This is a genomic window from Neobacillus rhizosphaerae (assembly GCF_050477885.1).
GTDB classification, from domain to species: Bacteria; Bacillota; Bacilli; order Bacillales; family Cytobacillaceae; genus Neobacillus; species Neobacillus rhizosphaerae_A.
Map to the genome: position 1 here is coordinate 1 of NZ_JBCNAC010000027.1, position 18,084 is coordinate 18,084.

At 39.6% G+C, this 18,084-nt stretch carries 23 protein-coding genes and 1 pseudogene; 9 read left to right on the top strand and 15 right to left on the bottom strand.

The annotated features are described in order from the left end of the window. Window positions 1-340: 340 nt before the first annotated feature. Together ABES03_RS03160 and ABES03_RS03165 are read right to left on the bottom strand one after the other, a co-directional pair. Complete coding sequence (locus ABES03_RS03160; RefSeq protein ID WP_430115054.1) at window positions 341-1,138, bottom strand: aminoglycoside phosphotransferase family protein; 798 nt, start codon at window positions 1,136-1,138, stop codon at window positions 341-343. Between the two features lie 50 nt (window positions 1,139-1,188). Beyond that, window positions 1,189-1,758, bottom strand: coding sequence for a cysteine hydrolase family protein (locus tag ABES03_RS03165; protein ID WP_430115056.1), 570 nt, complete (start codon window positions 1,756-1,758; stop codon window positions 1,189-1,191). A gap of 93 nt (window positions 1,759-1,851) precedes the next feature. Here ABES03_RS03165 and ABES03_RS03170 point away from each other — a divergent pair, with 93 nt between their 5' ends. Continuing rightward, complete coding sequence (locus ABES03_RS03170; protein WP_430115058.1) at window positions 1,852-2,379, top strand: ECF transporter S component; 528 nt, start codon at window positions 1,852-1,854, stop codon at window positions 2,377-2,379. Between the two features lie 94 nt (window positions 2,380-2,473). Here ABES03_RS03170 and ABES03_RS03175 read toward each other — a convergent pair whose 3' ends face one another. Both ABES03_RS03175 and ABES03_RS03180 read right to left on the bottom strand, forming a co-directional pair. Next, entirely contained in the window at window positions 2,474-3,427 is a 954-nt protein-coding gene (locus tag ABES03_RS03175; RefSeq protein ID WP_430115060.1) for an MBL fold metallo-hydrolase, read from the bottom strand. Between the two features lie 141 nt (window positions 3,428-3,568). Further along, window positions 3,569-3,943: a hypothetical protein gene (locus ABES03_RS03180; RefSeq protein ID WP_430115062.1), complete on the bottom strand. Its 375-nt coding sequence runs from the start codon at window positions 3,941-3,943 to the stop codon at window positions 3,569-3,571. 81 nt (window positions 3,944-4,024) lie between these two features. Between ABES03_RS03180 and ABES03_RS03185 the strand changes: the two genes are divergently transcribed. Further along, entirely contained in the window at window positions 4,025-4,366 is a 342-nt protein-coding gene (locus ABES03_RS03185; RefSeq protein ID WP_430115064.1) for a DUF3889 domain-containing protein, read from the top strand. A 45-nt stretch (window positions 4,367-4,411) separates the two neighbouring features. Here ABES03_RS03185 and ABES03_RS03190 read toward each other — a convergent pair whose 3' ends face one another. Next, the gene (locus tag ABES03_RS03190; protein WP_430115066.1) at window positions 4,412-4,768 is read right to left on the bottom strand and encodes a hypothetical protein; all 357 of its coding nucleotides are present in this window, start codon (window positions 4,766-4,768) and stop codon (window positions 4,412-4,414) included. Between the two features lie 389 nt (window positions 4,769-5,157). Between ABES03_RS03190 and ABES03_RS03195 the strand changes: the two genes are divergently transcribed. Further along, window positions 5,158-5,577: an SRPBCC family protein gene (locus ABES03_RS03195; RefSeq protein ID WP_430115069.1), complete on the top strand. Its 420-nt coding sequence runs from the start codon at window positions 5,158-5,160 to the stop codon at window positions 5,575-5,577. A 76-nt stretch (window positions 5,578-5,653) separates the two neighbouring features. Here the strand turns inward: ABES03_RS03195 and ABES03_RS03200 are convergent, their stop codons facing one another. Together ABES03_RS03200 and ABES03_RS03205 are read right to left on the bottom strand one after the other, a co-directional pair. Further along, window positions 5,654-5,857, bottom strand: coding sequence for a hypothetical protein (locus ABES03_RS03200; RefSeq protein ID WP_430115071.1), 204 nt, complete (start codon window positions 5,855-5,857; stop codon window positions 5,654-5,656). Window positions 5,858-6,048: 191 nt separating this feature from the next. Further along, window positions 6,049-6,561 (bottom strand): histidine phosphatase family protein, encoded by a 513-nt coding sequence (locus ABES03_RS03205; protein WP_430115072.1) that lies wholly within the window; start codon window positions 6,559-6,561, stop codon window positions 6,049-6,051. Between the two features lie 235 nt (window positions 6,562-6,796). Between ABES03_RS03205 and ABES03_RS03210 the strand changes: the two genes are divergently transcribed. The 4 genes and pseudogenes from ABES03_RS03210 to ABES03_RS03225 all read left to right on the top strand — a co-directional run bounded on the left by ABES03_RS03210 (window position 6,797) and on the right by ABES03_RS03225 (window position 8,828). Next, window positions 6,797-7,237 (top strand): DUF6376 family protein, encoded by a 441-nt coding sequence (locus ABES03_RS03210; RefSeq protein WP_430115074.1) that lies wholly within the window; start codon window positions 6,797-6,799, stop codon window positions 7,235-7,237. 193 nt (window positions 7,238-7,430) lie between these two features. Further along, a pseudogene (locus ABES03_RS03215) lies at window positions 7,431-7,715 on the top strand (helix-turn-helix domain-containing protein); the annotation flags it as partial. A 106-nt stretch (window positions 7,716-7,821) separates the two neighbouring features. Further along, the gene (locus ABES03_RS03220; RefSeq protein WP_430115076.1) at window positions 7,822-8,208 is read left to right on the top strand and encodes a hypothetical protein; all 387 of its coding nucleotides are present in this window, start codon (window positions 7,822-7,824) and stop codon (window positions 8,206-8,208) included. Window positions 8,209-8,360: 152 nt separating this feature from the next. Further along, complete coding sequence (locus ABES03_RS03225; RefSeq protein WP_430115077.1) at window positions 8,361-8,828, top strand: DUF3291 domain-containing protein; 468 nt, start codon at window positions 8,361-8,363, stop codon at window positions 8,826-8,828. A gap of 16 nt (window positions 8,829-8,844) precedes the next feature. Here ABES03_RS03225 and ABES03_RS03230 read toward each other — a convergent pair whose 3' ends face one another. Further along, entirely contained in the window at window positions 8,845-9,663 is an 819-nt protein-coding gene (locus ABES03_RS03230; protein WP_430115078.1) for a sugar nucleotide-binding protein, read from the bottom strand. 183 nt (window positions 9,664-9,846) lie between these two features. On the opposite strand from ABES03_RS03230, the gene ABES03_RS03235 reads away from it, so the two are divergent. Next, a complete protein-coding gene (locus ABES03_RS03235; RefSeq protein WP_430115080.1) occupies window positions 9,847-10,263 on the top strand; it encodes a DUF1284 domain-containing protein in 417 nt (138 codons plus the stop codon). 29 nt (window positions 10,264-10,292) lie between these two features. On the opposite strand, the gene ABES03_RS03240 is transcribed toward ABES03_RS03235, so the two are convergent. From ABES03_RS03240 to ABES03_RS03250, 3 genes are all read right to left on the bottom strand, one after another. Continuing rightward, window positions 10,293-11,165, bottom strand: a complete 873-nt coding sequence (locus ABES03_RS03240) for a YitT family protein (RefSeq protein WP_430115082.1) — start codon at window positions 11,163-11,165, stop codon at window positions 10,293-10,295. Between the two features lie 771 nt (window positions 11,166-11,936). Then, window positions 11,937-12,071, bottom strand: coding sequence for a hypothetical protein (locus tag ABES03_RS03245; RefSeq protein WP_430115085.1), 135 nt, complete (start codon window positions 12,069-12,071; stop codon window positions 11,937-11,939). A gap of 14 nt (window positions 12,072-12,085) precedes the next feature. Continuing rightward, window positions 12,086-12,295, bottom strand: a complete 210-nt coding sequence (locus tag ABES03_RS03250) for an EamA family transporter (protein ID WP_430115086.1) — start codon at window positions 12,293-12,295, stop codon at window positions 12,086-12,088. A gap of 164 nt (window positions 12,296-12,459) precedes the next feature. Here ABES03_RS03250 and ABES03_RS03255 point away from each other — a divergent pair, with 164 nt between their 5' ends. Beyond that, window positions 12,460-14,232 carry a dihydroorotate dehydrogenase gene (locus tag ABES03_RS03255; protein WP_430115087.1) on the top strand — a complete coding sequence of 591 codons (1,773 nt, stop codon included), beginning with the start codon at window positions 12,460-12,462 and terminating at the stop codon, window positions 14,230-14,232. 132 nt (window positions 14,233-14,364) lie between these two features. Here ABES03_RS03255 and ABES03_RS03260 read toward each other — a convergent pair whose 3' ends face one another. From ABES03_RS03260 to ABES03_RS03275, 4 genes are all read right to left on the bottom strand, one after another. Continuing rightward, entirely contained in the window at window positions 14,365-15,369 is a 1,005-nt protein-coding gene (locus ABES03_RS03260; protein ID WP_430115088.1) for a DUF3231 family protein, read from the bottom strand. A gap of 227 nt (window positions 15,370-15,596) precedes the next feature. Next, the gene (locus tag ABES03_RS03265) at window positions 15,597-15,986 is read right to left on the bottom strand and encodes a VOC family protein (RefSeq protein ID WP_430115090.1); all 390 of its coding nucleotides are present in this window, start codon (window positions 15,984-15,986) and stop codon (window positions 15,597-15,599) included. 17 nt (window positions 15,987-16,003) lie between these two features. Then, window positions 16,004-17,092 carry a PrsW family intramembrane metalloprotease gene (locus ABES03_RS03270; RefSeq protein WP_430115092.1) on the bottom strand — a complete coding sequence of 363 codons (1,089 nt, stop codon included), beginning with the start codon at window positions 17,090-17,092 and terminating at the stop codon, window positions 16,004-16,006. A 131-nt stretch (window positions 17,093-17,223) separates the two neighbouring features. Next, window positions 17,224-18,060, bottom strand: a complete 837-nt coding sequence (locus tag ABES03_RS03275) for a DUF4405 domain-containing protein (RefSeq protein ID WP_430115093.1) — start codon at window positions 18,058-18,060, stop codon at window positions 17,224-17,226. Between the last annotated feature and the right edge of the window lie 24 nt (window positions 18,061-18,084).

Consider the following 18,084-nt stretch of genomic DNA (forward strand, 5'->3'; position numbering starts at 1 on the left):
TTTCAATAAAGAAACGAAAATTTTTTGTTTGTTGACGTTTTTGTTTGTTTAGTTTTCAAAGAACAATTTCACCATCGCTCGAAAGCGACTTTATCATCTTACCAAGTTATCAACCGAAAGTCAACAACTTTTTTAAGTTCTTTTTTCAAGCGTTACTGACTCGCAGCAACAGAAATTAATATTATACTATAAAACCAACTTCGTCAATCCTGAATTTTTATTTTTCAAAAGAAACAACTAAAACTATGTTATTCCGCATCAGGAATTACTATATTACTATCACATTCGCCTCATGTCAACAACATTTAGATTATATCCAGTTCCAGTCTGAAAATTCACCTTAAAAGAACTCGTATAATCCGTTAACAAAATAATCATATTCCCATTTATTAATGATCTTTCCCCCATAGCCTTCAAAGAAAATCTGTTGATCTACTTCATTCTCGAATACATTGGGTTTGGGACGAATAGCTATTGAAACATCATATCTAGGGTCTCCATAAGCTCCACCCCCCCAATCGATTACACCTGTAATGATCCCGTTTTTTACTAGTACATTATCTATAGTATAATCTCCGTGAATAAGCGTCTGCTTATACTCATTAGGCCTATTCCTTTTAATCCTCTGTAATAATGATTCACTTCCGTCCACCTGGCTATTTTTCAAATTCCATTCCGCCTGAACCAACATTTGATCAAGCCAAGGTTGTTGTTCGTGTATAAACTCTTTCGGACAAGGAGTTAAATGGATTTGAGAAAGGGTAGTACCAAAGTTAAATATCATCTCTCTTCTTTTCTCCTCATTCTCCTCGTTAAATAGTGCCGTTCTTAAGGTTTCCCCCTCAAAGAAACCCAATAGAGCCCACGATTGACCTTTATTTTTTTCCAAAAGGTATCTCTTCACTTTCGGAATGGGCAAAGTGCTTCCACTATCCAAAAGGTTAGTCACGGTTACTTCTTTATGTAGCCAAGAACTTAAGATCTCCCCTTTTGTTCTTTTTAGAGCGTACATCCCACTACTTGTATCAATTATTCCTACATTAGAGGTATATCCTTGTCGTGGAAATCTAATGGAATGAATGGTTCCAACATATTGTTTTATTTCAATAGGGATTTCGCTCAAATGAATTGGTTCCAATTTGTTCACTCCGAATTAATGTAAATGAATTAATTTATAAAAGGGCAATATCATTTCAAAGTGCCAATCCAAGCGTCAACGGTCTGCACATCCGCTTGGCGTGGGAATACTTTTTCCATGAGCACGTTGTGAACCTCAGGATCTGCATCCAGACATGCATCCGAAAGCACTGTAATGGAGTAATCTTTATCCGCTGCTTCTCTTACTGTTGATAATACGACTCCACTTGTAGAAATTCCGCTGAGAACAAGTGTGCCAATTTGTTGTGCGCGAAGGATGACTTCGAGATTGCTGCCCGCAAAAGCACTAATACGATACTTGGTAATAATGGGCTCATCAGGTTTAGGCTGGACAGACTCGTGAATCTGGGTGGATGAATCCATCAGGGTCATTCCACCGGCTTTAGAGATAGCTGAGAATATCTTGTTTGTTGGACTGACCTCTGGATACCCTTCACTAAACCCTACTCGAACAAAAATGACGGGTATACGATTTTGACGCGCGGCTTCCAAAGCTCTTTGGAATGGTTGAAGAACCTCAGCATTTTCTGCAAAGCGGGATACAATACCATTTTGCAGATCCATTACTAGCAATGCAGTTTTACCACTTTGATTGTTCATGCGTTTTCTTCTCCTATTCATTTTAATCGTATTTCGTATTTATTAAGTAGGTGTATATATGATATTATTTTAAAAAACAGAAGAGGTTATCATATGAATACAACATTATCATCCCCAGGAACAACTAAAACAAGAGTTATCGTCATCAACGCACTTTTTATCGCCTTAACCCTCGTAGCCACAATGTTCATTAACATTAGGCTCCCATTGATGGGTAACGGAGGTCTCATCCATCTGGGTAACGTACCTCTTTTTATTGCTGCCTTAGTATACGGCAAAAGAACAGGATTCATAGCAGGCGCTTTCGGAATGGGCTTGTTCGATGTGATTTCCGGATGGGCCCTATGGTCACCATTTACCTTTGTCATTGTTGGGGCAATGGGCTTCGTAGTCGGACTTATTTCTGAGAAAGTACCTGGCAAAAGGGTCGTGGTGAACTCTCTTGCAATCGCAACTGCTCTAATCATCAAGGTGGTTGGCTACTATTTTGCAGAAGTGATTCTATACGGAAACTGGATTCAGCCTTTTGGTTCGGTCCCTGGAAACATCATGCAGGTCTTCATAGCGGGTATCATCGTAGTACCTCTTGTAGGACGATTGAAAAAAAGAGCTAAACAATAATTTCATTATAGATTACTTAGAGAGGATCTTTCCTCTCTTTTTTTTAGGCTTTTTTTGCAAAAATTGTTGTAGCAGCCGTACTAGTCTTATATAGTTACTCCTGAGTTTGAAGTTTATTTTGTAACAGAAGGTATATATCCTTTAAATTACTTGAATAAAGATGAGGTAACCGCCAAGATTCATATTCTTGAGGTACTGTTACATTCTGTAATTCCTCGATCGTTCTACCACTGGCCACACACTGGTTTGCGAGTTCGACCAAACCGCTAAAATAATTTCGAATGACCTTAATTTGTTCTTTTCCTACGACGCTGCCATGTCCAGGCAAAATCTGCTTAATAGGTAAGCTTTCAATTTTATCCAAAATAGTAAGCCACTCGTCCACATTTCCATATCTGAGTAAGGGATGGCTTCCGACTGTGATTAAGTCTCCAATTAAAAGTATTTCTTCTTCCTCTAGATGAAGAATAAGGTCACTCGGGGAATGTCCTCCACCGTAACAGAGGAGACGAGCTGTACGATTTTGTCCATGTAGAGTCATCGATTGGTCGAATGTCAGAGTTGGAAGTGTTAATTGGAGATTTTTGATCGTATCACTGATTTCCTTGTAATCCTCAAATTGAAGAATCCTTTCGTTCCTACGATTTATATCTGTTTCTTGTTCAATTAGCTTTGTATATTCAAGAGATTGGTCTGGTTGACTCTTCATGCTTTCAATAACCTTAGTATTTAATGACTCCATTGCTTCTCTAGTTTTACTGGTAGAAAGGATACTACAGTCTTTGAAAACTTGGTTGCCACCGCAATGATCTAGGTGGTTGTGGCTATTTATAACAAGAATTGGCTGCTCACCAAATTCGAGGTTAGCAAATTTACGAAGTTCTTCTGCAGCTCTAGGATTTTGAAAGGTATCCCATACTACGGTTTGACCACCCAGATTTATAACAGCCGCGTTTGCTATGCAGCCTGAACCCCGGTTTATTATAGCCGCAAACACTCCGTTTGCTAACTGTTGTAATTGAAAATATTTGGTTTGAAACGTTACCATTGATCATGCACCCTCCGTTTATGTAAATAACTCCTTCATCTCTTAATCTAACTATTTCTCCTCTCATTAGCAGTACTCCTTCTTTGGAGGGACAGTCCCCCAGCGCTTTAAAGCAGCGGGGGACTGTCCCCATAATTGTTTTTATTCTTTTAGGTTCAAGGCAGTATGAATATAGTATTTTTTGGTCACTACATTCCCTGAGTCACTAAAAACTCCCACTTCAAATTTCGAATTCTCACCTTCAAAAGTCATTCTTTCATCGGGCCCACGTTCAAACACTATTTTTGAAATGTCCTTTCTCGGAGACGAATTAATCTTTTGGATTATTTGACTAATAACCTTCTTATCTTCGATGACAAACGGTCCTTCGTTACCCCCATTCTTATAAACGGTGATTTTTGTTATGTCACTATCTTCAATAATTTGATTTTCTATATGATTGTATCCACATCCACATAAGATGATTATCGTGAGAATTGCCGAACCTATTAGTAATATGTAAGACCTCTGATTCATTTCCATCCACCCATCTAAGTTTCGTACATAAATTATGATTAATCATCTAAAGATAAAAATAAAAACCAAGAGGATTATCCTATGAAAAAATTATTGATTTGTTTGATCATTATTTTGGTTTCATGCTCAAGTGGAATCTATTCTTCAAGCTTTCTTCATACTTCATACGCGCAACGGAAGCCTATTCCTCCTTATGCTAAGTGGGGAGAGTTGGCAATGAAAGAAACACAGGGGAAGTACCCAAATGCCCAAATTAATGACTATCTCCATATCGGACGAATTATCGGTTCTCGGACGTCTACTGAGAAATTTAAATTATGGTTAAAAGATCAACAAAAGGAATTTGGCGTTTTGGTAGATATTGAATTTAACAATACTACTGAGAAAGTCATTAAGGTTACTTTTAAGGAAACAACCAGATGATACCGTGAACTCCCCTGCGGTACGTAGTCCCCATGAATTTTTTTATCAATTATCCTCCTTAATTAAAAGAGTGATCGCCAATACGGCAAAAGAGGATAAACCAAGGATAAGAGCGACTATAAATATGAAACCTTCTTTAAATATTTGAGATAATAAAAAGCATGTACACATAATGATATAGCAAACTTTAAAGACAGATTTTTTCATGGGTTCAACTTGTCTTTTCTTATTTAGCACCAGTAATAGTAGTAAAATGAAAAAGGCTAATATACTGGTACTAATTGTTCCAAAGAGGGAATCTGAATATCCGGTCCACCCTATTATTAAATCAATTAATAGTGCACTAAAAGTACATACATAGAGTGCTTTTTCCGTTTTTATTAGGTCAGAAATTTTCGGCATATCCCCAACTCCTTGAATCCTTTTTGAAGATTCATAAAAATGAGATAGTTCTTATTCCCCTTATTTTAACATAAAAAAACAAGGACAGTCCCCCACTACTTTAAAGCAGCGGGGGACTGTCCCCAATTGGTGAACAATTTTTCCTAATAACAAAAAAACCACAAATAGTGTGGGATTTATTTTGTTACCAGCTATATGCGCTGGGACATTCATTATGTTAAAGCGCTCTGTTAAGAAGCACAAAATATTAATTAACGAGTGATAACAATGACATCAAAAGGATACAATGAATAAGTAGTGTGAATCTTTGTAATCTTCTATAATAAAGTCAGACACCTAATGTAGACAAATCGCTTAAAAAGATCGTACTAAGAGAGGCGGTAGATGAAATGGAGACATCTAAAAAGGTAAAAGTAGAAACAACCGTTCAAGCCCCAGTTGAAAAGGTATGGGAATATTGGACAGAGCCCACCCATATAACAAAATGGAACAGCGCTTCAGACGACTGGCACACACCCATTGCTGAAAATGATCTAAGACCGGGCGGGAAATTCCATTCAAGAATGGAAGCCAAAGATGGCAGTTTTGGTTTCGATTTTGGTGGAACTTATGATGAAGTGGTATTACATGAGGTGATTGCTTATACTCTAGGCGATGGAAGAAAAGTTAAAATTACCTTTAAAGGTCAAGGAAACGAAACCCAAGTAATTGAAACGTTTGATGCTGAAACAACGAATCCTATTGAGATGCAGCAACAGGGATGGCAGGCGATTTTAGACAACTTTAAAAAATACGCAGAGCAATTGTAAGAAGTAATGATAATAGGCACCCTTCCTGGGCAACTGTCCCTTGAAGGTGCCTGACACCTAATTTACGTTGAATTTTTTAGTTCAATACAGGGTTAATATTGAATTTTTCCATTAACGCTAGTGTTGGACAACTTGGGTCATCACAAGGCTCATCTGGATCAAAACTATCGTGTTCAAATTCATAATGAAAGCACGTCCAGTGCATCTTTTCAAATACTTCATACCTGTCTTGATTTACTTTAACTGCACCTTTACAACGTACACAAATTGGATATTCCATTTTACATCCTTCTCCCATTGTTACTTAACTTCTACTCCTATGTGCCATATTAAACTACTCTACTCTGTTGTATCAATAAAAAAAAGAGCAGCACTGCCGCTCCCTGTTTCATTCATGCACCCGTCTTACTATTTAAGCCATCATCACGGTTCAAATAGCTTATATCATGGTCGTTAAGGAGAGTAGGTGTCTTAGTCTAAGTGAGATGTACTATTTGCAAACTTTATTATTTGTAGACCCTTGTAATAATCCAAAAAATGAATTCCTGTATTATTCGTATGGAACCATTTATTATTTTCATTTGGTAATTCAAGAAAGCTTTCAATCAATTTGGTGATCATTCCACCGTGGGTTACTACTGCAATTCTAGTATACTCATTACTATTTTCTTTGATAAATGAAAGAACCGTTTCCCCGCGCAACCTAAATTCTAGATTACTTTCTGATTCCTGCTGTTCTCTTAAATCATCTATGTATTCAACAGAGCAACCAATTGTATTGGATAATACGTCGGCAGTTTCCCTAGCTCTTTTTAATGGACTACTCCATATAAAATCGGGTGGAAACTCATTTAATACGCGTTGTACCATTTTCTCTACTTGCATACGTCCATTTGGTGTTAAAGGCAAATCTGTTGTTCCATTATAATTCTCTTCTAAAAAGTCATCTTCTGATTCTCCGTGACGAATCAGCAAAATCTGCATTTTTTCACACTCCCTCTTTATCGATTTCTAAAGCTAAATTCTAGGAAGAAAGTTGGTTCTCCTTTTAATATTTAAAAGTATTTATTTATTAAACGCTGATAAAATACTTCCTATAAAAATGACAATATGCCTGATTGATGAAATCAATGAACCCCCCTTGGTATTCTAGAACTGAAACCTTTTATGATGTGATACGTATCATAAATCTAAAGCGAATTTTAGAAGGGAGTCAGGTATGAAAAAAGTACATTTTTTTCTTATTATTGCGGTCTCACTGTTCCTAAGCGCATGCTCATTTCTAGGGGAAGTGAATGATTCCATTGACTATGTCAATCAAGCGACTGACCATATTAATAAATTAAATAATTTTGCAGAAGATGCTCCTCAATTGATCGAGCAAGCTGCCAATGATTTAGAAATCCAGAAAGAACTTGAAACTCAATTGGTGACACTTAAGCAAGATATAGAGAACTTTATTAACATCAATAACGTCCCTTCTGTGGCAAAAGAAGTACATCAAGAATTAGTTATTAAAAATGAACTCTTACTCGGTGAAATCAACGAAGTGTTACAAAACGGACATTTGGCGTTAGATAAGTTAGAAAGCTCCCAAATATTCACTACGGTTAATGAAGTAACAAATTTATTAAATAGAATTGAAAACCTGGGGCAATAAAAGGACGCATAGAAAATAAGCAAAAACAGCCAGTTAGGTATACTGGCTGTTTTTTGAAGTGATAACTACACGAGCTATCTCAGCAATAATGATAGGTGTGTAAGAACATTAAATATCAAGTATACGCGTACCAATCCATTTCACAATTTCAGGATCGTTATGTGAGAAGAACACGCTATTCTTCGTATCTAACATTGAAGAGCTTGCGGAAATAGCGAATATGAGTGTTTCTTCGCTTCATAGGCATTTTAAAGAGGTAACCGCTATGAGCCCTATTCAGTTTCAAAAGCAAATGAGACTGCAGGATGCCCGGAGCCTGTTACTCTCCGAGTCAGCCGATGCCGCGGATGTCGCATTCCGGGTAGGTTACGAGAGTCCTTCGCAATTCAGCCGTGAATATTCCCGCATGTTTAGTTTACCACCTAAAGAAGATATAAAGCGCTTGAGGGAAAAATATGACCATAGCATAAACTCATGACTCCCCTTCTCAACGAGAGGGGCTTTACTCCGTATATAATAAAATATAATTTGTCCACACCTTTCCTTCACTGTTGAATCTAATGGTAGCAAGGGGGTGAAATAATATGAGTATGGATGATATCGTTTCAATTGGGGCAAATTGTGTACTCCGCACAAGGAGAAATGGTTCCTTTCTTTTAGCCGAAATTGAAGTAGAAGCGGGTAATGTTGAGATCGAAGAATTCGTGTTTATTCGGATCTCCACATCAGAGGCAAATACTTTAATAAGAGCAGGAGTCATGGAATGTAGAGTTTTAAACAACTTTGATGGATTTAATATTGCAGATGTGGAATGTGTATTTATTGTAGATGGTGAGGCATTTGCAGTGTTTGATGTAGAAGTTGGCGGCACGGACGAAGCCGTACTTGTCAGAATTTCATTAGGACAAGCACGGTCTTTACTCAACAGAGGTGCACGTCGATGCACAGTCATCAATCGGCGCCGTTTTTAAAATACAATTAAAAGAATACACTAGAGGACTATTTTATTGAGTAGTCCTCTTTTACTTTTAATTTAGAATCACCTTTGCCATTTTGTTCAACAGGAATTAGTCTAGCCTTGCTTGAATATACGTAGGTAAAAAGTGAAAATGGAGCGATGATTATGGCATTTGTTGCGATCTATACTGTTGGTAGGCTAACACATCCGTATGAACATCCTGCCTCTCGTGAGTTTTATGAAGTTGGATACAAAGTAATGAGACAGGCTACTAATTCAGGGGATCTCATTAAGGAGTTTTCACCTGATGGAGTGCCCTTTCCTGAGGACGTGATCAAAGGCGACGGTGCTCCTATACTTACACTAACAGTATGGAAAAGCCTTCAATCTTTATATCGTTTTACCTATTCAGGTAAACATAAGCAAGCCCTCCGAGACAGGAGCAAGTGGATTAGACCTCATCAAGAAAAACAGCCTACATATGTGGTGTGGTGGACGGAGAAGGTGAAGGATGTATCTTGGGAGGAGGCTTCCAAGAGATACAACCATTTTATTCAGCATGGACCAACTCCTTTTGCGTTTGACTATAAGCACGCATTTGATGAATGTGGGGAGACGCTCGTGGTTAACTAGCCAGGGGCATTCTCTTTTATCCCAATAAATATGAAATAATCTCTTTATTATTGATCTGCAGTGAGCCCGGTATATCCTCCCGATTTGATTTCAGTGCAAAATACCGTATGTCTGCACGATCTTGAAAAAGGCTATATCGCAAGATACTCGTATCACATGTTACTCCACTTATTATCAGTTCATAGAATTGGCCTTGCGTCATCATATCAACTGAAGCTAAGTGAAAAATGCCCTTTAGATTATTTTTAATAATGTACGTCATTTGTTTTGCTAACTGAACATCCAAAAGATTGTTACATACTAAATTACTGTACACATCGATCACTTTATTCTTTTTGATGCTATCTTTCATTACGTTCCATCTCGGCGAATTCTTACCCCATATCGCTGGGATTCGGATCATCATCGCACGCTCATCTAACATTTCTTTTAACATATTTTCGCATTTGATTTTGAAATTTCCATAATCTGATTCGGCAATAGGTAGATCGGTTTCAGCGTGTGGCTTTGAATAGTCCCCATCAAAAACATTTGTAGTAGAAAAGTAATACAACCGGCTACTACTCTCACGTAATTCCATTGCCAATTCTTTATGAAACTTGAGCTGATGTTCAAACTCTCCTCTTAGGCAAGAAATCACAATGTCAGGTTTAATTGAGCGTATAATTTCTTTCAACTTATCGGTTTGTTGAAGTTCTAATTTAAACTGCTTACCTTCAGGGAGACTGGTTACCGTAGAAGAATATGTTCCATAGATGTCAAATCCATCTCTACATTCATCTATTAAAGCTCTTCCTACAAGACCGCTTGCCCCAAGAATAAGTACCTTTTCCATTGAAATCCCCCCATACGTAATCTCTTTTATTATAAAACGAATGATAACTTAAAAAAGATACTTAGTATCTAAACTTATGATGAAATATTTATTTGTGGATGATAAGATAAAAATATAAGTCAACCAAACAATCATTTTAGTTAACTTTTAATATATTAATACCTGTCGAACTGGGGGTTCATTATGTATAAGCTACGAGGACATCATCTTTTTTGCCTTTTGGGCTATCGGGGAATGGGTTATTCCCAAGAATACGTGGAAAATATGACGCGTTTGCATCAGGCTTTACGAGAAAACCCCAAGACTTTGATTGAGCTTGTTAAGGGACCTGATCAATTGTGTGAAAAGTACCCCAACACCGGTGATTACCACTGTCAGGATGCCAACCTCTATGAGAGGGATGCGGTTATTTTAGAAAAAATGGGCCTTCACATCGGACAGAAACTGAAATGGGAGGACATTGAGTCCCAGATTCAAAAGCACGTCATCCCCACCGATATTCAAACAGTCTGCTCAACCTGCCATTGGCGTTCTTACGGGGTTTGCGAAGAAGGCATTCAAGAGATTCTTGATGGGAAGGGCTTAAGAGAAGTGAAATAAGCCCTTCCTGTTTTTTACTAAACATTTATTTAATGAATATCATGCTTTCTGAAATTGCCGCCCTTCACTTCTGCAACGTCATAGACAGTAACGAAGGCCTTCGGGTCAATTTCATTGATGATTTCCTTTAGCTTGGTTTCTTCTAAACGGTTAATAACACAGGTGATTTCTTTAAACATTTCATTGGAAAAACCGCCGTACGCTTCCTTATATGTAGCCCCACGGCCTAAGCGATCACGAATGGTCTCGATCATTGATTCAGGCTGAGTGGTGATAATTTGAAAGGTTTTTGATCCGCTTAACCCTTCTTCCACAATATGTATGACTTTTGAAGCGATAAAGTAGGCAATGGCCGAAAGAATGGCCCCTTGGAGACCGAATACTATGGAGACGAAGATAAATACAAAGGTATTTAAGAAAAGAATGAGGTCACTTGTCCCAAACGGTAGTTTCCGCGACAGCAGGACGGCAAGCATATCAATTCCATCTAATGCTCCGCCATTACGCAAGGCTAACCCCATCCCAAAACCGAGGATAATCCCGCCTACAACAGTAATTAACAAGGTATCCCCTTCAATAATAGCAGGGGTATGGTGCATGAGACTTGTCCCAACAGCTAAAGAAATGATTCCGATAATCGAAAAAATCGCGAAGCTTTTACCAATCTGTTTGTATCCTAACCAAATAAACGGAAGGTTTAACACGGCAATGAGCACTCCTAATGGCAAATGAAACAGCTCGGAACCAACGATGCTAAGACCCGTCACTCCTCCATCCGATACGTTGTTTGGAATTAATACCGTCTCAAGTCCATAGGCCGCAATAAATCCACCGAGTATAACCAGTAATCCTCGTAAAATCATTCTAAGTTTATTTGTCTTATTCTTTTTAATCGTACCCATCAAATTCCTCACTTTGCTTGTTTTTATTTATTTAAGTTTACCATAACACTCTCCTTTACCTATTCTGCCCAGCCTGCGGATCCATAAAGACAAGCTTACAGGGAAAAATGGTCGCTCAAAGACATAAAGACGTCGCGTAGAGAGATTCTATGAGCCCGTTTCCTTTCCGTAACGACGATAAATGTCGCGTAGAGAGGTTCTATGAGCCCGTTTCCTTCTCGGAACAATGAGAAAGGTCGCATAGAGAGGTTCTATGAACCCGTTTCCTTCTCGGAACGACGGGAAAGGTCGCATAGAGAGGTTCTATGAACCCCTTTCCTTCTAGGAACAACGGGAAAGGTCGCATAGAGAGGTTCTATGAACCCCTTTCCTTCTCGGAACGACGGGAAAGGTCGCATAGAGAGGTTCTATGAACCCCTTTCCTTCTCGGAACAACGAGAAAGGTCGCATAGAGAGGTTCTATAAGCCCGTTTCCTTCTCGGAACAACGAGAAAGGTCGCATAGAAAGGTTCTATGAACCCCTTTCCTTCTAGGAACAACGGAAAAGGTCGCATAGAGAGGTTCTATGAACCCCTTTCCTTCTCGGAACGACGGGAAAGGTCGCATAGAGAGGTTCTATGAGCCCGTTTCCTTCTCGGAACAATGAGAAAGGTCGCATAGAGAGGTTCTATGAACCCGTTTCCTTCTCGGAACGACGGGAAAGGTCGCATAGAGAGGTTCTATGAACCCCTTTCCTTCTCGGAACAATGAGAAAGGTTGCATAGAGAGGTTCTATGAACCCGTTTCCTTCTCGGAACGACGGGAAAGGTCGCTGCGAACTCTATTAAAGTCAGTTGAATCTTGTCCAACTTCATTGACTTCTGACAATGTTACTTGCTTTTCCATCAACTCTGTCCAAAGTTCCAAAACCCCCTATAAAATCAAAACAAGCGTCCCAATCGTAATAAGGACTCCGCCCAAAATCTTATGTTTTGCACTCTCTCTTTTAAAATTATAAAGCTCAACACCATCGTCAGTACGACACTAAATTTGTCGATGGGTGCCATGACCGAAACATCCCCTAAGGCAATCGCGGCAAAATAGCACAGCCACGACAAACCCGTTGCAATGCCCGAAAGTCCAATAAACAATAAAGCTTTATTGGTAATCCTTCTTTTCCATAAAAAATGTGGACCGTACTAAATGCCTTTTAAGATATATATATTTCCCACGTTAATAACAAAGTATTGTAAAATAACAGGTAACAATCTAAAGCGCACAGGTGTACAAATTTTAGCAAAAGGGGTGACTACCCTTGCCAGATTGGTCGTATCATACGCTTTTCAAACCGATTCTTCATCAGCTGCCCCCGTCCTTTAGTCGCGAGTTTATTCACCGTGGGATGAGTGTGTTATCATCTACCTTCATCGGGGAAAAATTGATTGAATTCCTTGGTCACATGACACCATCGAAAAAATTGGAGAGACAGGTATTCGGCATTCCCTTTACTACTCCTGTTGGGTTAAGTGGCAAAATCGACCCGCAAGTATCTGGACTTCAAGCCTTTCAAAACCTTGGGTTCGGCTTCATCGAGATTGGCCCCGTAACCTTTCACGGTTCAATAGGGAAGGAAGAACTGGACGTTCAAGAACAGACCCTGAGTTTGACCGATTTTTCTATCAAACTATCTGTCGTTAAAGACAAACTTCAATCTTTAAAAAAGAAGAAAGTCCCCTTTTTCATAAGGGCTGAGGGATCATTGGAAGAAGTCGAGCAGATTTGCGAAGAGCTCCTCCCGTTCAGTAATGGATTTATTATCAGCGTCCAGACGTTTGATTCGGCTGACCACTATCATCTTTTTCAAAAAAAAGTAAATAAACCCGTTATATTAGCCTATTCAGAAGACAACATAACTAAGCTAGAAAACTATCAACCTAGCGGAATCCTCCTTGAAGGATGCCACCCCGATACGCTCGTTGCATTAAGAAAATCCCTTGGTGATGACGTTCCCATCGTTATGTCAGGTGGAATTAAAGAGCCACAAGATGCGATTATCTTATTGGAACAGGGCGCTTCCCTTGTGATGCTTGGCTTTGAGTATGTTTTTTCCGGACCTGGTCTGCCGAAGCGGATCAATGAGGCCTGCAACGACAGGTTGCCGAAGGAGTCCGTGAAAGTGGAGGGCTGGCTGTGGTATTGGCTGTTTGGACTGGCGATTACGGTCACCGGATTCATTGCCCTGTTTTTCAGCATGACATCTATTATTCTTCCATACGATGAATCGTTTTTGGGCATGCTTCGAAACGACCTCGTCCTCTTCAATCCGGCCATCTTATACTTTATGGCCCATGACCGGATGACCCTTTCTGGGACTATGATCTCCGGTGGAATCATCTATATGCAACTGGCGAGGCATGGAATTAGGCACGGCCTCCATTGGGCGAGAAAAGCAGTCAATATTGCCGGTACGATTGGGTTTCTAGGCATTTTCTTATTTATCGGCTACGGCTATTTCGACTGGCTTCATGGATTGTTTTGGCTGGTTTTATTACCTTTATTTATTCTCGGCTATGTAAAATCAAGAGCGGCAAACGAGACACCAACAAGTATCAACCGCTTCAATCATCAGCAATGGAAATGGAGTTTGATTGGCCAATTATCCTTTGTCATACTCGGATTCGCCTTAACGATTGGCGGCGGTGTCATCTCTGTCATTGGCGCATCCCATGTTTTTGTCCCAACCGATCTGACTTATTTATGTCTCACGCCAGACATGCTAAATGAGTTCAATGATCGATTAATCCCTGTGATTGCCCATGACCGGGCGGGGTTCGGCAGCGCCTTGTTAAGTGTGGGACTGCTGGTCTTGATGCTGGCCTTATGGGGCATCCGCGAAAGGGAAAGCTGGGTTTGGTGGACCTTCACAATCGGCGCCATTCCCGCATTTTTGTCCGGACTTATCACGCATTTTGTGATTTCCTACACGGATTTTGTCCACCTACTACCTGCCTATTTCGCCGTTGTCCTCTACCTGGTTGGCGTCATTTGCACGGCTCCATTTTTATTGAAAAAACAGGATAAGAAATAGGCCAACATCAGTGATTGGCTTATTTCTTATAGTTAAACAGGAAATAGAATTCTTCTAGAAAAATGATTACACTCTCTTAAAACGCATCCGTTTCATGAAAGCCAAACTTTTTAACGACCGGTTTCCTAATTTTTACACACTTCTATTTCTTAATGCTTCCCTGTCAACATTTTGTGGTGGTTGTTCCATCCACCTGTTTTCAATCATCAATTTAACGCCATCATTTGCATATTGAAGTATTTCAGCCACTAGTCTTGTGTAATGTCCTCCTAAATCCTTTCTAAGGCTTGCCCCAATCGCAGCCCCGTAACCCGCTACACTGATGGCAGTTAAACTATTGGTTTGAAACATCATTAACTTATCTGAAAATGGAGCATCTATGGATTGTGAAATCGTAGAATCCCATGTGCTTGGCATCGGCACCCCATCTTCAATTAAAATTTGTCTAAACACAGTTTCATGCTTCGAAGCTATCTCCATCCCTCTCTCCATAAATTTTCTTACTTCAGGTGATTTAGCCGTTTGGGAAAAGCCTGCTATAAAAGTTCTACCAATGGAGTTTGTTTCCGTATTTTTCGAAATATGGGCAAGTTCAATGGCAGTCAAAGGTCGGTGCTTACCGATTAAACCTGATAAAAATGATTCACTTTGAAGGTATTCCGCTTTTTCCATCGGAGCGATGGTAGGCGAACGAACAAAAGCACCCTTCTTGAGTAGCAAGTCACAAGCATCGTTGTAAAGTTTCATGAACCTTTCGGATGTTTTTGAAAAAAGTTCTCTTATATCGTTTCGTGCCAATACTTCTAGTAAAGCTGCTGCTGCAGCTGTTCCAGCAGCTGCCATGTATTTTATGTATCTCAAGGTAAACAAGTCGGAATATAATCGACCCGCTTTTAAATTTACATCTTCTTGTGTAAATCCAATTGGTATGGCATGGTTTTCTTTTTCAAAGATTTGTTTGACTTCATCTACAACAAATAAACAATTAGTTAAAGCGGTCTGAATAATGTCTGTTGCATCTGCATCTTCATTTACACTTCCAAAATGTTGAACTATACAATAAGCCATTGAATTCAGCATATAAGCACTCCACAATGCGGCAACTTCAGAAGAAACAAGTTTCGGGTTATGCTCCATTTTTACTTAATACCCCTTTATTTTTTTCTTAGTATGTACGGAAAGGATTAGAATATGAAATGAAATCCCTAATTTGATCAGCATATTTCAGTGTAAATCGCCTATGAATGGTCCTATACCAATAAAAAACGAGTGCCAAATTTATATAAAATTTAGCACTCGTTTTAAATAACATTTTTAATGTTTACGACAGGTAACGGAACCCATTAGTAGTAGCGCTCCCTAACTTATAAATCTTTTTGATCCACATTTAGCTCAATCAAATTCCCATCCGGGTCGGTACAGAAAATTTGTGCAAATCCACTTTTTCCATGTGGTTTTTCAAGAACTTCCACTTCATTCTGCTTCAACCATTCCAAAGTGTCATAGTAGTTCGCCACTCTGAGGGCAAAGTGACCTTCTCGGCTGGATAAACGTTTATCCTGACGAATCGTCTGCGAAGAAGGATCAACAATTAAGTGGAGCTGCTGTTCCTCAATTTCATACCAGGCACCTGGAAAATCAAAAGCAGGACGCTGTATTTCCTTTAAACACAAAATTCTACTATAGAAGTCTTTTGCTTTTTCCAAATCTGTCACCGTCAAACTTACATGATGGAGGCATTTGTATGTAATCAAACCCTTCCCTTCTTTCCTTAGGATGTAGGCTCAAGAGGAAGGCTGCTCAATTGCACTTTCTTATTCGCGATTTCCTTTAAGCCCCTGCGGATCATGAGAAAAACTACAGTCCATGATACGAGCATCAGGAAGATTTGTCCAATAGGAAACATTCCTGGTATAGGGGTGTCCCATAAAGCATGCATCAACACAACAAGAGCGAAGACCCGGATAAACCTTGGCTTGAACAGCATGTTCAGTTCAAAGGTCTTGTTTCCTTGGACTCGACAAAAAGCGGCCCCTGTTAAAGCAGCCCATGCCACATGTCCGCCGGGGGCTAAGAAGCTGCGCACGAGAATGGTAGAATAGAGGCCAGGGAAACTACCGGATAGGAGCGCTCTTAATGAATATCCAGCCGTTTCAAACGCGGCGAAACCCGCTCCGACCGCAGCCCCTAACAGAAGTCCATTGAGAATATAGCGGTATTTTCTCGTCCGCACGAAAAATATGACGATTAGGGCCTTGGCCAGTTCTTCCACAATCCCAATCGTAATCGGATTGATGTTATTTTTTAATATGTTAAAAAAGAGCAACGCCACTAACATTGAGAGAATTCCGCCGATAAAGACGACATAAATGATTCTATAAATAGCAATATTCTGCGGCGCATTCATTTCCCAAAAGAAGATTAGTGTCGAGATAGGAACAGTAAACGCCCCAACAATGATAAGCCCCGGTATAAAGTTGATATTTTTGAATAAGCTTACTCCCACGTACAATCCTATGAATGATATAAGCGCAATCAGAAATACCCTCGCGAACAGCCAAGGCTTTGGCCACGTTTCCTTCACCTCTTCAATTCTGGGTGTGGTTAGTGCCGTTCCCACTACGAAAAGCCGTTCAGCCTCTAGTTCACTATGCTTTCGGAATACCCTAGAAAAGATATTTTGAAATTTCGGCTCAACCGAACGGAGCTGCTTCGGAACAGCATCAACATACGTGGCAAATTCATAAAAAAGGCTGCTTGAATCTTGCGGCGTGTCGCCGTCTCCCAAAAAGGTAAAGCCGCAATTGATACAGTACTTTCCCTCATGCTTATTGTCATAATCACATTCCGGGCATTTCATGTAGGATCCCCCTCTTAATGTACGACTCTTGAAAATTCATCTTTTTACTTTCCCCTTTAAACCATTGTTATATTAACTTTTTGGTAATAAAAAAGAGCTAATCGACCATTTCGATCGATTAGCTCTTCCTATTAGGTTGGTTGGATATTTGTCGATCTTCGTTTTTTCCTTAAGACCCGGGTTTCCAGAAAATAAGTAGGAATGATGATGGCTGCCCAAATGGCAAAATAATTAAGAACGACTAGGAATGGGTTGCTGCTGCCACCATGTCCTTCTTTTCCGTCTCTATCACCAAATTTCCCTCTGTGAAAATCCTCTCCGTTAGGTGGTTCCTGATTGGAACTTGCTGTAGTTGTATTCCCCATATTTCCATTAGTAAAAGCCTGACCGCTTTGTTGTATTTGTACCGGCTTGAAATTGCCCATACTAGGAGTAACGGTTGAAGCAAACCATTGGATTCCACCTGCCAAAATGGCGATTGATAGAACTACTGATGCGATGACACCTTTTCGAAGCTTTCCTTCTTTGGATTTAAACGCTCTTTTGCAGATACTCATAACCCATTGCCAATGTACCCCAATATGGAGTCCAACAAACGCAAGGGTAGCATCTGCAGATAATCCATGGAGTTCACGAAGAGCATGTCCCCCTTGAACAGCGAGACTTGGAAAAATGACTTTCGAAATGAAGATTCCGGTGATAATAACGGTTGCCATCGAAATTAAAAGTAATATATTTAGCAGATAACTAAATCGTGTTTTCTTAGTTAGTTTGGGATCAAAAATCTTTTTGGTTGTATTGATCACCCATTGGTAGTTCAATCCGATGTGCGCAAGAATAGCGACGCCTATTATCAGGCCAGCAATTTCATGGAACGGTAACCCGTCTAGGACTCTTGGATTCATTAGCAACACAAACGTGATGGCCATCAGCAAATCCAGTACAATTTTTATATAATTCTTTTTCATATTCATTCCTCCAAATTTACTCAT

Bases quoted from the DNA above. Each gene is read 5' to 3' on its own strand.
- ABES03_RS03165 (WP_430115056.1), bottom strand. From the start codon at position 1,758: ATGAACAATCAAAGTGGTAAAACTGCATTGCTAGTAATGGATCTGCAA.
- ABES03_RS03170 (WP_430115058.1), top strand. From the start codon at position 1,852: ATGAATACAACATTATCATCCCCAGGAACAACTAAAACAAGAGTTATC.
- ABES03_RS03175 (WP_430115060.1), bottom strand. From the start codon at position 3,427: ATGGTAACGTTTCAAACCAAATATTTTCAATTACAACAGTTAGCAAAC.
- ABES03_RS03180 (WP_430115062.1), bottom strand. From the start codon at position 3,943: ATGAATCAGAGGTCTTACATATTACTAATAGGTTCGGCAATTCTCACG.
- ABES03_RS03185 (WP_430115064.1), top strand. From the start codon at position 4,025: ATGAAAAAATTATTGATTTGTTTGATCATTATTTTGGTTTCATGCTCA.
- ABES03_RS03190 (WP_430115066.1), bottom strand. From the start codon at position 4,768: ATGCCGAAAATTTCTGACCTAATAAAAACGGAAAAAGCACTCTATGTA.
- ABES03_RS03195 (WP_430115069.1), top strand. From the start codon at position 5,158: ATGGAGACATCTAAAAAGGTAAAAGTAGAAACAACCGTTCAAGCCCCA.
- ABES03_RS03200 (WP_430115071.1), bottom strand. From the start codon at position 5,857: ATGGAATATCCAATTTGTGTACGTTGTAAAGGTGCAGTTAAAGTAAAT.
- ABES03_RS03205 (WP_430115072.1), bottom strand. From the start codon at position 6,561: ATGCAGATTTTGCTGATTCGTCACGGAGAATCAGAAGATGACTTTTTA.
- ABES03_RS03210 (WP_430115074.1), top strand. From the start codon at position 6,797: ATGAAAAAAGTACATTTTTTTCTTATTATTGCGGTCTCACTGTTCCTA.
- ABES03_RS03220 (WP_430115076.1), top strand. From the start codon at position 7,822: ATGAGTATGGATGATATCGTTTCAATTGGGGCAAATTGTGTACTCCGC.
- ABES03_RS03225 (WP_430115077.1), top strand. From the start codon at position 8,361: ATGGCATTTGTTGCGATCTATACTGTTGGTAGGCTAACACATCCGTAT.
- ABES03_RS03230 (WP_430115078.1), bottom strand. From the start codon at position 9,663: ATGGAAAAGGTACTTATTCTTGGGGCAAGCGGTCTTGTAGGAAGAGCT.
- ABES03_RS03235 (WP_430115080.1), top strand. From the start codon at position 9,847: ATGTATAAGCTACGAGGACATCATCTTTTTTGCCTTTTGGGCTATCGG.
- ABES03_RS03240 (WP_430115082.1), bottom strand. From the start codon at position 11,165: ATGGGTACGATTAAAAAGAATAAGACAAATAAACTTAGAATGATTTTA.
- ABES03_RS03260 (WP_430115088.1), bottom strand. From the start codon at position 15,369: ATGGAGCATAACCCGAAACTTGTTTCTTCTGAAGTTGCCGCATTGTGG.
- ABES03_RS03270 (WP_430115092.1), bottom strand. From the start codon at position 17,092: ATGAAATGCCCGGAATGTGATTATGACAATAAGCATGAGGGAAAGTAC.
- ABES03_RS03275 (WP_430115093.1), bottom strand. From the start codon at position 18,060: ATGAAAAAGAATTATATAAAAATTGTACTGGATTTGCTGATGGCCATC.